The organism is Hyphomicrobium sp. MC8b, from assembly GCF_905067615.1.
Classification (GTDB): domain Bacteria; phylum Pseudomonadota; class Alphaproteobacteria; order Rhizobiales; family Hyphomicrobiaceae; genus Hyphomicrobium_B.
Genome location: NZ_LR898465.1, coordinates 707,918 through 720,856, shown reverse-complemented (window position 1 = coordinate 720,856; position 12,939 = coordinate 707,918). Strand labels below are relative to the sequence as shown.

Annotated in this window: 12 protein-coding genes; 3 read left to right on the top strand and 9 right to left on the bottom strand. The window is 57.1% G+C overall.

All coding sequences use genetic code 11. From position 1 onward, the window contains the following. Window positions 1-64: 64 nt before the first annotated feature. From ACLB1Z_RS03430 to ACLB1Z_RS03410, 5 genes are all read right to left on the bottom strand, one after another. Window positions 65-718 carry a response regulator gene (locus ACLB1Z_RS03430; protein ID WP_409562051.1) on the bottom strand — a complete coding sequence of 218 codons (654 nt, stop codon included), beginning with the start codon at window positions 716-718 and terminating at the stop codon, window positions 65-67. Continuing rightward, window positions 715-2,091, bottom strand: a complete 1,377-nt coding sequence (locus ACLB1Z_RS03425; protein ID WP_409562050.1) for a sensor histidine kinase — start codon at window positions 2,089-2,091, stop codon at window positions 715-717. Before ACLB1Z_RS03425 ends, ACLB1Z_RS03430 begins: the two co-directional genes overlap by 4 nt. Before the next feature lie 554 nt (window positions 2,092-2,645). Beyond that, window positions 2,646-5,006, bottom strand: coding sequence for a molybdopterin cofactor-binding domain-containing protein (locus ACLB1Z_RS03420; protein ID WP_409562049.1), 2,361 nt, complete (start codon window positions 5,004-5,006; stop codon window positions 2,646-2,648). 2 nt (window positions 5,007-5,008) lie between these two features. Continuing rightward, window positions 5,009-5,461, bottom strand: coding sequence for a (2Fe-2S)-binding protein (locus ACLB1Z_RS03415; protein ID WP_013946111.1), 453 nt, complete (start codon window positions 5,459-5,461; stop codon window positions 5,009-5,011). 73 nt (window positions 5,462-5,534) lie between these two features. Continuing rightward, a complete protein-coding gene (locus tag ACLB1Z_RS03410; RefSeq protein WP_409562048.1) occupies window positions 5,535-7,178 on the bottom strand; it encodes an L-lactate permease in 1,644 nt (547 codons plus the stop codon). 180 nt (window positions 7,179-7,358) lie between these two features. Here ACLB1Z_RS03410 and ACLB1Z_RS03405 point away from each other — a divergent pair, with 180 nt between their 5' ends. Then, window positions 7,359-8,120: an FCD domain-containing protein gene (locus ACLB1Z_RS03405; RefSeq protein WP_409562047.1), complete on the top strand. Its 762-nt coding sequence runs from the start codon at window positions 7,359-7,361 to the stop codon at window positions 8,118-8,120. 27 nt (window positions 8,121-8,147) lie between these two features. Here the strand turns inward: ACLB1Z_RS03405 and ACLB1Z_RS03400 are convergent, their stop codons facing one another. The 4 genes from ACLB1Z_RS03400 to ACLB1Z_RS03385 all read right to left on the bottom strand — a co-directional run bounded on the left by ACLB1Z_RS03400 (window position 8,148) and on the right by ACLB1Z_RS03385 (window position 10,879). Next, the gene (locus ACLB1Z_RS03400; protein WP_409562046.1) at window positions 8,148-8,651 is read right to left on the bottom strand and encodes an anti-sigma factor family protein; all 504 of its coding nucleotides are present in this window, start codon (window positions 8,649-8,651) and stop codon (window positions 8,148-8,150) included. Window positions 8,652-8,962: 311 nt separating this feature from the next. Then, window positions 8,963-9,505: a sigma-70 family RNA polymerase sigma factor gene (locus ACLB1Z_RS03395; protein ID WP_409562045.1), complete on the bottom strand. Its 543-nt coding sequence runs from the start codon at window positions 9,503-9,505 to the stop codon at window positions 8,963-8,965. Window positions 9,506-9,552: 47 nt separating this feature from the next. Continuing rightward, complete coding sequence (locus ACLB1Z_RS03390) at window positions 9,553-9,924, bottom strand: c-type cytochrome (protein WP_409562044.1); 372 nt, start codon at window positions 9,922-9,924, stop codon at window positions 9,553-9,555. 13 nt (window positions 9,925-9,937) lie between these two features. Further along, window positions 9,938-10,879 (bottom strand): metallophosphoesterase family protein, encoded by a 942-nt coding sequence (locus tag ACLB1Z_RS03385; RefSeq protein WP_409562043.1) that lies wholly within the window; start codon window positions 10,877-10,879, stop codon window positions 9,938-9,940. 334 nt (window positions 10,880-11,213) lie between these two features. On the opposite strand from ACLB1Z_RS03385, the gene ACLB1Z_RS03380 reads away from it, so the two are divergent. Both ACLB1Z_RS03380 and ACLB1Z_RS03375 read left to right on the top strand, forming a co-directional pair. Further along, window positions 11,214-11,747: a DNA-3-methyladenine glycosylase gene (locus ACLB1Z_RS03380; RefSeq protein WP_409562042.1), complete on the top strand. Its 534-nt coding sequence runs from the start codon at window positions 11,214-11,216 to the stop codon at window positions 11,745-11,747. 212 nt (window positions 11,748-11,959) lie between these two features. Continuing rightward, window positions 11,960-12,937, top strand: coding sequence for a helix-turn-helix domain-containing protein (locus ACLB1Z_RS03375; RefSeq protein WP_409562041.1), 978 nt, complete (start codon window positions 11,960-11,962; stop codon window positions 12,935-12,937). Window positions 12,938-12,939: the final 2 nt, after the last annotated feature.

Genomic DNA, 12,939 nt, shown 5'->3' with positions numbered 1-12,939 from the left:
GTAGCTCGAAGTTTTCGGGCGAACTAGAGCACGGTGCCCTCAGGCTTCCGGGCAATATACCCGCTTAGTGCGTGATCACGCTGTCCGCAGGAATAAGCCCCGCGGCGAGTGCTAGCCACACGAGATGCGCATCGTTCTCCGCGCCAATCTTGGATTTCACGGCGTAGTGAATGTTGCGCACCGTCTTCAAACTAAGATTGAGCAGCGATGAAATCGACTCACTGCTGAGGCCGGTTGCAACGAGGCGCAGCACCTCTGTTTCGCGCGGAGAAAGGGCATCGATTGCCCTGTCGCCGCTCAGGCGATCGGCAGCAATCGCGCGCGAAATGTCTTCGCTCATGGCGCGGCCGCCTTCAGCAATGACTTCGACTGCTTTGATGAGTTCAGCAGGCGCGCTGCTTTTGGTAATATAGCCGCGAGCACCCGCCTCAAACGCTTTGAGCGCAAAAGCACTTCCTGCGTGCATGCTGAAAATTAGGATTTTGGCGTCCTTGTCCAACTCTCGGATCCGGCGCAATGCCTCCACACCGCTGACCCCTACCAGCGACAGATCCATGATGACGACAGAAGGCCTATGAGCTTTGTAGGCAACATAGGCCTGGTTGGCATCTTCGGCCTCCGCACACACGATAAACCGAGGTCGCAACTCGAGAAGACGGCGGTATCCTTCCCTCACGATCGGATGGTCATCGACGAGCAGTATCGAAATCGGTTTCATGTAGCCGCGCCTTCACTGTCCAATGGCACGCGCGCCGATATCAAGATGCCTTTTGGCGCATCGGCGATCTGAAGAGAACCGCCGAGTCCTGCCAATCTCTCACGTATGCCAAGGATCCCGTGACCGGCAGTCGTCGATAGATGCCGGCTGTCACCGCCGCCGTCATCCTCGACACTCAACGTGACATGCGGCTCGCCAAAGCCGTGATGATCGAGACGAACCCTTACTTCCGTTGGTCGGCCGTGTTTGCTGGCATTTGTCAGGCATTCCTGAACAATGCGATAGAGATCTACAGCGACACGTTTCTGAAGGCCGGCCAACCGCCCCGTCATCTGCAGCCGAAAAATCGTGCCCGTCTTCGATTGTGCGTTGAAGTCGGTAATCAGCTGGCGAAGACTTGCTTCCAAACCCAGTTCCTCAATGCTTTGCGAACGCAATCGGATGAGTGTCGTGCGAAGCGTTCCCATCAGGCGTTCTTGCGTGGCTGCAATGGCCCTTGCGTCACGTGCGATATTTGGCCTATCAGGCGCACTGGCCTCGATGACAGTTGCGAGTGCCCTCGTGGCAGCCAGCGCTTGGCCAAATTCGTCATGGAGATCGCGCGCGAGCGACCTCCGTTCCTCTTCTTGAACTTGGAACAACCGCGCTGTGAGCGCCATGCGCTCTTGGTTTGTTTGCTTCAGTGTTGCAGCGAGACGGTTGACGGCATTCGCAATATGATTGAATTCGGTGCTTTTGAATTTTCCGAGACGTTGCCCGAGATGCCCTTCTTCGATCTCTTGCAACGCCCCGATGATCGACCGCGCGGGAAGCAGGGCATGACCGATCATAGCTGCTGCGAGGATCGCGATGCCACCAGCCAGCATGATGGCGATGTCGACGACCGTTGAAATTTCTTTCCACGCACGGCGAAGCGCAGCTTCCTGATCGGCGGCGGTCACGATAGGCCCCGCACTTTCATTGTGGATTGAAAGCGGTCGTACAACGGGCGGATACACGCCCAGGGTCGCAAGGTAGAGGCGTGCGAACCACGCTGGAGCGGGCGGCCCTAAGGCTTCAACCTGACTACATAGTTTGCGGGCGTCGCCACCGGGCAAAGCAAACGTTACGCATACGCCCGGCGAGATTATGCTCTGGGTCTCGACTGTGTCCCAATCCGGAAGAGGAACGAGAGATCCTCGCGAAATGCCGTTATGCCAGACCATATGCTGCCAATAGAGGGCCTGCAGACGTTGATCGACACGCGTTGCCGTTGCGGTCACGTCCCCTTCGATCGAACGATGCGCGTCCCACACGAGGCACGCAATCGCGACCGAAAGACAAAGCAGCACAGCCGCCATGAGCCGGATGATGAGGAGCGTAAGAAGACGCATGGTTTCTTCCCGTTTTTTGGCAACGTGCACCATCTGCATGTAAAAATGAAGAGAGCAGCCGCTCGGCGGGCATATTGCCCGGTTTGACGCAAGAGAAAGCCAGTAAGGACCGGGAAGGCCAGCGCCCTTTAAACTTATGGGCGGATATAGGCAGGAACGGCGATCCTGTTTGTGGTGCTCGTCTAATGGCGCGCGGATAGTCTTGCTGCAGCCAATTTCTTTTTAGCCGTTCCAAACGTCATTTGCCGCATCGGTCATTATTCTGCCCGAGCACATCCTCAGCTCCTCCTGTTTGGTCAAATTCCTAAGCCCCTCCTGAAGCTTAGGTTTCCGCCGGAGGAAATGCGCCGAGTCGAGCGAGCAACTCGGGCACTCAGATGATTGAATTGGCTTCTGGTGTGACTATCGACGACGTGCTCAATAAAAACCGATGGTTCGGATACTTCTGTAAGTCGCGATTTTTGTAATGCGACGACATTACGGATGCGGACAAGCGCTGCCCGCACACGCAGCGCATCCGCCGGATGAAAACTATCGTGACGACCTTGCCGCCCTCACGATAGCTTTTCGCCCATCGGCAATTTTCTGAGCCGTTTGCCAGTTGCGGCAAAGATGGCGTTGGCGAGCGCCGGTGCGAATGGCGGCACGCCCGGTTCCCCGACGCCACCCGCATGCGTGGTTTCTGGTGTTTCGATAATGTGGACGGAGACTTTCTCCGGATAATTACTCATCCTGGTCACGTTATAATCGAAATAGTTCGACTGCTCGACAGCGCCCTTTTTGAAGGTAATGCCGCTGTAGAGCGCATTCGACATGCCCATGACGGCCGCCCCCTCCATCTGAGAGCGGATGCGCTCGGGATTGACATGGAAGCCGCAATCGATGGCCGAGGTGACCTGCGGTACGTGAATGGTCCCGTCGTCATCGATCTTCACGTGCACGACGCTTGCGACGTAACTTGCGAAAGCGCGATGCGCAGCGATACCAAGCCCTTCCCGCGGCGGCAGCGATTGCCCCCACCCGGCTTTCTCGGCAGCGACGCGAATGACGTTCTTCAGACGGGCCGTGTTGATCGGAAATTCCTCGTACGGCTCGCCGTAGTTCCAGAAGTCAGCCGGGAAGCCGGACGTCTTCGGATCTATGGTCCTGTCGGGGCCGATCAGCTCGAGCAGGAAATCCTTCGGATCACGGCCGAGCTTGTGCGCGACCTCGCACGCGGCCGACTGCACTGCGAACGCCCGCTGAATGTTGGAGACCGAGCGATACCAGCCGATGCGGGCATGTGCCATCGCCTGACCGTTCTCGCACCGGATGTTCGGGACGTCGAACGGCACATCAACAAAGCCCATGCCGTACTCGATGGGGAATTGGTAGCCATCGTCGGCCTTGAACGTGGAGACGATCGATGGCGCAACGGTGCGGTGGCGCCAGCCTATAACTTTACCCTTATCATCGACCGCGGCTTCGATGCGCTCGACAGACGTCGTGTGATAAAATGAATGCTGTATGTCGTCCTCGCGCGTCCACTGCAGCAGCACGGGTGCGCCGCCCAGCTTCTGCGAGACGAGAGCCGCCTCGAGCATGAAGTCCCACTTCGATTTGCGGCCGAAGCCTCCGCCGAGCAACGAGACATGTACGGTCACATTCTCGATCGGCATCTTCAGCGCCTCGGCGATATCCTTGCGGGCGCCGTAAGGACTTTGGACAGGCGCCCAGATCTCGGCCTTGCCATCGACGATGCGTGCGATCGCGACGAGCGGCTCCATCGGAGCCTGTACCATGTGCTGGCCGTGATATTCTGCGGTGATGACATCCTTCGCGTTTGCAAAGGCGGTATCCGGATCGCCCTGATTGCGCAGAACCTTGCCGGGCTTTGCAGCCGTTGCCGACATTTCGGCGGTATAAGCGGCCGTATCGTAGGAGACGTTCGGTCCGTTCTCCCACTCAATCGTCAGCGCTTCACGCCCCTGGATCGCCGCATAGGTCGTATCAGCGACGACGGCAATACCGCCGAGCTGACCGAACTTTCTCGGAACGGTAAAGACACCTTCGATCTCATGCACGGAATGGACGCCGGGCACCTTCAGCGCTGCGGACGCGTCGTAGGATTTCACCTTGCCGCCGACCACCGCGGGCCTGGCGACGACCGCGAACTTCATGCCGGGCAGACGCGTATCGGCGCCATAACCGGCCTTGCCCGTCGTGATATCGTGAAGATCAACGATTTGGACTTCACCCTTACCCATCAGGGTGAATTCGTCGGGCGACTTGTAGAGGATCGTCTCCGGCGCGGGCACCGGGAGTGCCAGCGCTGCTTCAGCGAGTTCGCCGAACGTCAGGACCTTGCCTGTCTCCTTGCCGTCTTTGTCGAGCAGAGCGACCTCATGATTGCGCGCACGACAAAGAGAGACGTCAGCACCCCATTTTGCGGCTGCGGCGGCTTCCAGCATCTGACGCATCGCCGCACCGCATTGGCGCATCGGCTGGATGAAGTGGCGCATGCTGCGCGATCCATCCGTATCCTGGTTGCCGTATCTTGGCTCGTCGCCGGGCGCCTGCACGAGATGCACGCGAGACCAGTCCGCACACATTTCATCGGCGACAACCATCGGCAAGCTCGTCCTGATGCCGGTTCCCATCTCGCTTCTGTGTGTGACGATCGTCACGTCGCCGGTCGCGGCGATGGCGATGAAGACATGCGGATCCGAAACGACGCCGCTCGGCATGTTGAGCCCGCCAGTCGGATAGGGCTTCAAGGCCTCGCGCGCCTCTGCCGGCGCAAAGCGCACGGCCATGACGAAAGTCGAAGCGCCAAGAATTCCGCCGAGCACACCGCGGCGACTGACGTTCGAAATCTCGGCATCGGATTTCTTCTCGATAGCAGTATCCGCTTCAGTTTTGAGATAATGCAGCATGATCAAACGCCTCCCGCGGCCAGACGAACGGCTTCATGAATGCGCTGATAGCAGCCGCACCGGCAGATGTTTCCGGACATCGCTTCGACGATTTCGGCGTCGGATGGCGCGCGATTCTTGGCGAGCAGCGAAACTGCCTGCATGATCTGGCCCGCTTGGCAGAAACCGCATTGGGGAACGTTGACCTTCCTCCAAGCCTTCTGCACTTCGTGATTGCCGTCGGGGCTCAGCCCCTCGATCGTGGTGATCGACTTGCCAGCGGCGTCACCAAGGGTTGTCTGGCACGAACGGGCAGCAACACCATCGATGTGAACCGTACACGCGCCGCAGACGCCCGCGCCGCACCCGAATTTCGTTCCGGTGAGATTCAGGATATCGCGCACGTACCAGAGCAATGGCATGTTGGGATCGCCGCTGAATTCATGGAGCTCGCCATTTACTGTAACGGATGACATATCAAGCTCTCCTTTATGTCGTCGGTTCGAAATTCATGACGCGAACTTTGCTCTGCTGCGCCGGCTGGCATTCCTAGAGCGCAAGAAGCTTGAAAGGCCAAAGGTAAGTCCCGGCCATAACGAGCAGGCCGACGAGCATCGCCAGCGCCAGCGAATGGAAAAACACAAAGCGCAGGATCGATCCTTCATGGCCGTACCATTTGGTTGCGGTCGAGGCGACGACGATCGACTGCGCATCGATCATCTTGCCCATGACGCCGCCAGCGCTATTGGCGGACGCCATCAGGATTGGATTGATGCCCAGCTGCTGGGCCGTAATTTTCTGCAGGCCACCGAACAGCACATTCGATGACGTGTCCGATCCCGTGAGCGCAACGCCAAGCCAACCGATCAGCGTGCCAAAGAACGGATACGCCCATCCTGTTTGCGCGAGTGCCAGACCGAGAGTGGCGTCGCTGCCGGAATACCGCGTGACAAATCCGATGGCCATCATGCACGAGATCGTCATCAGCGAATAACGAACCACGTAAATGGTCTTCGCGTACATTCGCATGAGATCAAGAACGCCGTAGCCCAAAAAAAGGCCGGAAACGATTGCGGACAGCAGGATACCCGTCCCGGTCGCCGACAGAAGGTTGACGTTAAAAACAGCGGCTTCGACCTTCGGCGTGGGAACAACGGGCGGCATCTTCTGCACGAGATCGTGCAGCCCCGCGACGGGAATTTTCTCGATCCAAATCCCATCAAGACCGGCCCGGACCTGCGGCGTTCCCCAGAGGAACACGAAGACCGCGAGGATGATCCAAGGCGTCCAAGCGCGCCATAATGCGTCTGAGGAATGCTGCGTCGAGTGTGCCGCCGGCGATGGTTCCGAAGAGCCAGAGTCCGACACCTCGGTCATCACCACCTTGGGGCGCCAAACTTTCAGAAACAAGGTCAGACCCGCCATGGATGCGAGCGACGCAACGATGTTGACCAGCCAAGGTCCGTGAAAATTCGAGACGAGATACTGCGGAACTGCAAAGCAAACGCCCGCGACCAGTATAGGCGGCCAAACTTCGATCATTTTGCGGAAGCCGACGAAAGCCCAGACCACCCAGAACGGCACAATGATCGCGAATGGCGCGAGCAGCCTCCCGACTGTGGCACTCAGACTATAAAGGTCGAGGCCGGTGACGGCCGACAACGCCACGAGAGGCGTTCCGAGCGCACCGAATGCAACCGGTGCCGTGTTGGCGATCAGCGATAGCCCTGAAGCGGGCAGCGGCGGAAAGCCTAGACCGATCAGCATCGCAGACGTCACGGCGACCGGTGTTCCGAAGCCCGCCGCGCCTTCAAAAAAAGCGCCGAATGAAAAGGCAACGAAGAGAAGCTGCAATCGCTTGTCGTTGCTGATGGCGCCGATGGATTTCTGCAGGACATCAAACTCGCCTTTCTCGCTCGCAAGCCGGTAGAGAAAGATTACATTGAGAATGATCCAGCCAATCGGCAGAAATCCGAACGCAGCGCCATAAAGTGCTGCCGTTCCAGCCATCTGCGTCGGCATGCCGTAAGCAAATATCGCGACGAGCAAGGCAGCCGTCAGGCCGAGGATCGCCGCGATATGTGCTCGAACCTCGAAAATCCCGATGCTCGCAAGGAGCACAAACACCGGGATTACAGCTACAGCCGCCGAAAACAGCAGACTGCCAAACGGGTCATAAACTTGTGACCACATGCGACCCGTTCCCCCGGTAACGGCTGCTTTGACATCGCCGCCTTTTTGGTAAAATTTTTATACCACAACTTGGAAGCGGTCAAATCTGATTGCCATATAGCTGCACGGAAACGACCTATGGCATTGCTCATTGCGCAGTCTTAAAAGAGTGACACAATAATTCTCCGGGGCGGCCATTTCATGCTTACTGTGCGCACACCGAAAATTGCCGACGCCATTGCGTCTCAGATCGAGAAACTCATTCTCGAGGGGGCATTGCGTCCAGGCGAGAAGCTCATCGCCGAGCGAGAACTCGCACAGAAACTCGACGTATCGCGGCCTTCACTGAGAGAGGGCATCGACAAGCTCGTACACCGTGGACTGCTGAAATCTTCCAAGAATGGAACTTACGTGGCGCAATTTCTGTCGCCCATCATGGCGCCACTGGCGAACCTATACCGCGACAACGCGCACGCCTTTGCCGACTATTTCGAATTTCGTCAGTGCGTCGAGGCCCGGGCTGCGCGCGACGCAGCGCTTAGAGCAACCGACGTGGAGCGAGTGGCAATCCGTTCGTGTCTCAGCAATATGCGAAAAGCGCACAAACTCCAGGATCCTGAGCAAGAGGCAGAGGCCGACGTCACATTGCACATGCTCGTCTATGAAGCCGGGCATAACTTCGTAATGCTCCACGTGATGCGCGCGTTGAGCGAGCTTCTTCGCAACAACATCTTTTTCAACCGCAAGAACCTCTATCTGAAGGCTGGCGTGCGAGAAAAATTGCTCGCACAGCACATCGAAATCGGCAAAGCCGTGATCGCAGGCGATCCGGAACGGGCTGAAACCGCCGCGACTGATCACATTCGCTTCGTATTTGATACCGTCGCTGAGATTCAGCGTGCCAATGCCCGGCTTAATACCTCGCTGCTGCGGGCCAAACGCAGCGACCTTCTCGCAAACTGACGTGCGCGCACAGTATCGCTGCGCCGCCTACCGTTCCGCTGCGGCCTGACGCCAGCGCATGACGAACTCATCGAGCTCGTTCATGGCGAGGTCCGACACAACGATGTAATCGAAGTCCTGTCCACGCCAGCGGATGACCGAATAGCCGTCTTTCGTTGTGACGAGCGACGGTTCGGATGTTGCTTTTTGTCCAACCTTCGGAATCGCGACGACACTGATAATATGTGCGCGGCGATGATAGACCAGAACCGGCACAGGCTTACCGTCGATGACCTCGACACGACCGCCTGCCAGCGGAAAGCCGTCGCTCGACAGGTCGATGACCTGAGGCGACAGCGCAAGCTTGCTGTCAAACCAAGGTTTCACGGTGTGCCGATCGCTTGATGCAACATCGAACGGCGTCGCAGCAAGAAGCGAACGTTGATGATCGGCGACGATCGCGGCTATCTCGCTCGCCTCTGGATTAGGCCGCAAAATGCCGTACATGCCCATGCCGGTAACGGCGGCAGCGAACACAGCCGCCGCTGCCATGTGTCGCCAGTCATTCGATCGTCGGGCAGGCGCTGACAACGGCACGACAGTTTCTTTAGGAAATTGAGTTTCAGGACCTTCGGCAAGCATAACAATACGCTTCCGAAAAGCATCTGAGGCGACTTCGCTTTTCAAATGAGAGGAAAGCACGGCCCGTAACTGGGTGAGCCGGTCATACTCAGCACGAAGGGCGGGATCATTCGCAAGCTGACGCTCAACATTCAAAACGGAAGCCGCATCCAGCTCATTATCTAGATAAGCGTTGAGCAGAAGCAGCGACTCTTCGCGCGATGACCATGAATAAGGCTTGCTCACGCTGCACCCGCCTTTCCCTTGCCGACCATCGCCATACGCTGAATGAGGAGATTGCGCGCGCGCGCAAGCCGAGACATCACGGTTCCAATCGGGATCGACAAGACTTGCGATATTTCTTGATAGCTGAGGCCTTCAATTTCCCTCAGCACCAGCACCTCGCGATAGGACAGGGGGAGCGCCGCTATCGCGAGGTGCAAATATTCCGCATCCATTTTCCCAATGAGAATAGCTTCAGGAGACGCATGCGGTTCAATCATCTCGAGCACCGCCTGTTCGAATAATCCGTCATCGTCAGTTGCAACCACGGTCTTTGATCGATTCTTCGAGATCCAAGTGAATGCAGTATTGCGAACGATGGCGAGAAGCCAGGCGCGCCCATCTGTAGTCCTCACTGTCGCGATCGCCCTGAAAGCCCGGATGCAAGCGTCCTGGACGACATCTTCCGCATCGGCCGCATTGCCCGTGAGCCAGCGCGCCAACGACAAAGCATCGTCGATATACGGAAGAACCGCCTCGTTAAACCGCTGCCGGTCGTCCATTGATCTTCGCTCCAAGCGCGCGTAGCGGGACTTTACGCCCGATGAAATTATTTCGCTCGCTCTTTCAAATATTCTATGACGTCCGCTCGATCTTGGGCGGCATCGAGGTGAAAATACATCTTCGCTCCGGGAACGAGCTTCTGCGGGTCCGCGAGCCATTTGTCGAGGGTATCTTCGGTCCAAACTATACCGGAAGTCTTGAGCGCAACCGAATAACTATAATCGGGAACTGCTCCCGCCTTTCTCCCGAATACACCGCGATGCTTGGGGCCGACATCGTTGGTGTCGAGCGAATGACAATCCTGGCAGCTTTGGTAGATCTCTTCACCGTGTACCGCACTCGGCGCGGCCCTGGCGCTTGGAACAATGATGAATATCCCGACCGCGACAGCGGGAAGCAATTTTGCGGTGCGAAGCATTTTGAAATCCGCCTCAATCCGCCAACGACGTATCTATGATGGCAAGTGGCGACTTGTTCTTTTTGAACGAGACACTCGTCAGCCCGAGCATGCCAAGCAGCTTGCCGGCTGGAACGACCATCGGCCCGGGTGACGGTGCTTCTCCGGGAGCAGGTTGTGGAAACGCTGTCGAGCGCGCCGTGTGAAACGTCACGTTGCCTTCGACTTTCTGCATCAGCTGATGAATGTGCCCGTTGAGAATGGTGACCGAGCCAAAACGCTTTAAGTAACCAAGCGCAACAGCAGCATCGTCCGTGCCCCATCCCCAATTCGGATAGACCGACCACAGCGGAATGTGCGCGAAAACAACGATCGGCGTTGAAGACGACAGTGCTCGAAGATCGTCCTCCAGCCATTTGAGCTGTTCATCGCCAAGAAATCCCAAGCCAAACTTCTTGAGATTGACCACGTTGTTCAGACCGATGAAGTGCACGCCGTGTTGGTCGAAGCTATACCAACCGCCGCCCTTTACACCTTTACCGTACCGTTCGAGATAGGCCTTCTCAGTCGCTTGGTCCGTGATGTCATGCTCGCCGGGGACATAATGAACATTCAGGCGCGTCGAGCCTATAATCTCATTCGCATCGTCAAACTCTACGGGCTTCGCGCTGTGAGTAATGTCCCCGGTGTGAAGCAAAAAGGCCGGCTTCTCGGGGAGCGCGTCGATCCGACCGATCGCCTCTTTCAGTGTTTCAATCGCATGCGGATTGGCAGGCTTGTTGAAGCCGACATGGCTGTCGGAGATTTGCAAGAAAGTGAAACCGCTTTTTGCCGCTTCGGCAGCTTCAACGTCATCGAGCAGCGAAAGTGATTTCGGCACTCCGCCCGCTACCGTCCAAAGGACGCCGGTTCCCGCCCAAATCATGCATTCCAGCGCATGCCGCCGGTTGATAGCTTTCCCGTAATTTTGAGCCATTTTCTGCATTCCCTTCCAAAAGCCCGCGAATTGGCGTTTTGAAAGGGAAGACTCGTGCTCCTGGCGCTTTATTCCATCTCGCTAAGAAAAATTTGATGTCGCCTCGATATGGAATCGGCCACAGCATGATGCAGATCTTGGCAAGCTTAGGCATTTGGTGTGTAGGCGCCGCCCCCCAGCTGCAACTGGCTGCGCTCAGCCAGTCGCGATCATTAGGAACGAGATGCTCGTCCCGACCTCAGTCTTGACATTGAATTAGATCGCATACAGCAGAAATATCGAAATGTGCGAGCGATTAAGCGGAACTCGGATCGTCAATCGTGGGGAGTAGATATTGGACTCCGTTGTCGGCAGCAATGTACTTCCGCAGGCGTTCTTTGACCGTCCGGCCGCAAAGGTTGCGCGCGATCTCCTCGGAAAAAACCTCGTGCGTCGGATCGGGAAAATGCGAACCGCGTTGGCCGTAACCGAAACCGAGGCCTACGAAGGAGTTCACGACCTTGCCTCGCATTCTTCCAAAGGAAGAACGGCGAGAACTGAAGTCATGTTCGGGCCGCCGGGACGCTTTTATATTTACCGCATCTACGGCATCCATTGGATGCTCAATATCGTGACGGGCAAGGTGGGTGACGCATCGGCTGTGCTCATCCGAGGCATCGAAGGAGTAAGCGGTCCCGGCCGCGTCACCGCGTCGATGGGCATCGATGCCAGCTTCCACGGCCGAGAAGCTACACCCAAAACCGGACTTTGGTTTGCGGATACGAGCGAGAGCGCAGCGAAACTCCGCATTCACTCAACGCCGCGCATCGGCGTCGATTACGCAGGCCCAATATGGGCCGCCAAAAAACTACGCTTCGTCAGAATTTGAGGACAGCTAAGCCGCCGCGCCAGACCGGTCGGACGAAAAGTCCAAAATTTGCGCGTTTCGCAAATAATTCAGCCGACCCCCGTTTTCTCAAGAACTGAGTCTCTCGACGCTAGGTTGAGAAATAGCGCTTTTTCCGTGTATCTCATCGCAATCTGTGACTGGCATCAAAGTTGCTTTCCTCTCGTTGGCTTTCACCGCAGCGGGATGACTGGATGTACCGCGAATTTTCTGTCGAGGCGATGCCCCCACCGCAACGCATCCGCACATGGCAGGATGCGGTCTCCGAAACGATCTTTCCGGTCGAAGCATCATATCGGCAGCCTGAATCATTCAACGCTGTCCTGCGAAATTGGGACCTCGGCACCGCCACGCTGACTTGGATGCGGTCCGACGAGATCCGCTATATTCGCGGCACCCAGCACGTTCAAAGCGATAACGAAGACAACATCATCGTTTCATTCTCATCGGCTTCCGACATCTTTTTCGCACAGGACGGCATCGAGCTGACGTGCCCGAAAAAACAATTCTTCATCGAAAAAGGACGCACGCCTTCTGATTTTCTCCAAGCGACCCCGAACGAAGTCTGGTGCCTGAAGATACCGCTGGCATCCGTGAAACGGTATATCCGCTCCCTTGAGCCGTTCTTCGGCCGCCTTTTCGACGGCGATTGCGGAGTTGGCGGCCTTTTGTTTGATATGGTTCGCCACGTTCCATTGCGGTTCGGCTCATCCGAGCAAGCCTCCGCCGAAGGCGTCGGCAACACATTTATCGAGCTCTTCGTGCTCGCCCTTCAATCCGACGATCACGCGGCAAATAGCGCTCAGACATCGGTTCAGCGCGCACATCTCGGTCGTGTCGAGCGCTTTGTGAAGCAAAACATCGGCAATCCATCGCTCTCCCTCGATATGATTGCACGGGCATGCAACATCTCCGTGCGCTATCTTCACACGCTCTTTCAGGGCAGCGGCATCTCCGTAGCGCAATGGATCCGGGACACGCGTTTGGAAGCATGCCGCGCGCAACTTGCCGAAACCCATAGAAAAGAGAGCATTAGCGAAATCGCTTATCGCTGGGGCTTCAGCGATCAAGCTCAATTCAGCCGGCACTTCAAGGCACGCTATGGAATGACGCCCCGCGAAGTGCGCGCCGCTGCGTCGCGTGCAAAAGAACGCGCACAAATGCCCTCCTGACG

Bases quoted from the DNA above. Each gene is read 5' to 3' on its own strand.
- ACLB1Z_RS03430 (WP_409562051.1), bottom strand. From the start codon at position 718: ATGAAACCGATTTCGATACTGCTCGTCGATGACCATCCGATCGTGAGG.
- ACLB1Z_RS03425 (WP_409562050.1), bottom strand. From the start codon at position 2,091: ATGCGTCTTCTTACGCTCCTCATCATCCGGCTCATGGCGGCTGTGCTG.
- ACLB1Z_RS03420 (WP_409562049.1), bottom strand. From the start codon at position 5,006: ATGCTGCATTATCTCAAAACTGAAGCGGATACTGCTATCGAGAAGAAA.
- ACLB1Z_RS03415 (WP_013946111.1), bottom strand. From the start codon at position 5,461: ATGTCATCCGTTACAGTAAATGGCGAGCTCCATGAATTCAGCGGCGAT.
- ACLB1Z_RS03410 (WP_409562048.1), bottom strand. From the start codon at position 7,178: ATGTGGTCACAAGTTTATGACCCGTTTGGCAGTCTGCTGTTTTCGGCG.
- ACLB1Z_RS03405 (WP_409562047.1), top strand. From the start codon at position 7,359: ATGCTTACTGTGCGCACACCGAAAATTGCCGACGCCATTGCGTCTCAG.
- ACLB1Z_RS03400 (WP_409562046.1), bottom strand. From the start codon at position 8,651: ATGGCAGCGGCGGCTGTGTTCGCTGCCGCCGTTACCGGCATGGGCATG.
- ACLB1Z_RS03395 (WP_409562045.1), bottom strand. From the start codon at position 9,505: ATGGACGACCGGCAGCGGTTTAACGAGGCGGTTCTTCCGTATATCGAC.
- ACLB1Z_RS03390 (WP_409562044.1), bottom strand. From the start codon at position 9,924: ATGCTTCGCACCGCAAAATTGCTTCCCGCTGTCGCGGTCGGGATATTC.
- ACLB1Z_RS03385 (WP_409562043.1), bottom strand. From the start codon at position 10,879: ATGGCTCAAAATTACGGGAAAGCTATCAACCGGCGGCATGCGCTGGAA.
- ACLB1Z_RS03375 (WP_409562041.1), top strand. From the start codon at position 11,960: ATGTACCGCGAATTTTCTGTCGAGGCGATGCCCCCACCGCAACGCATC.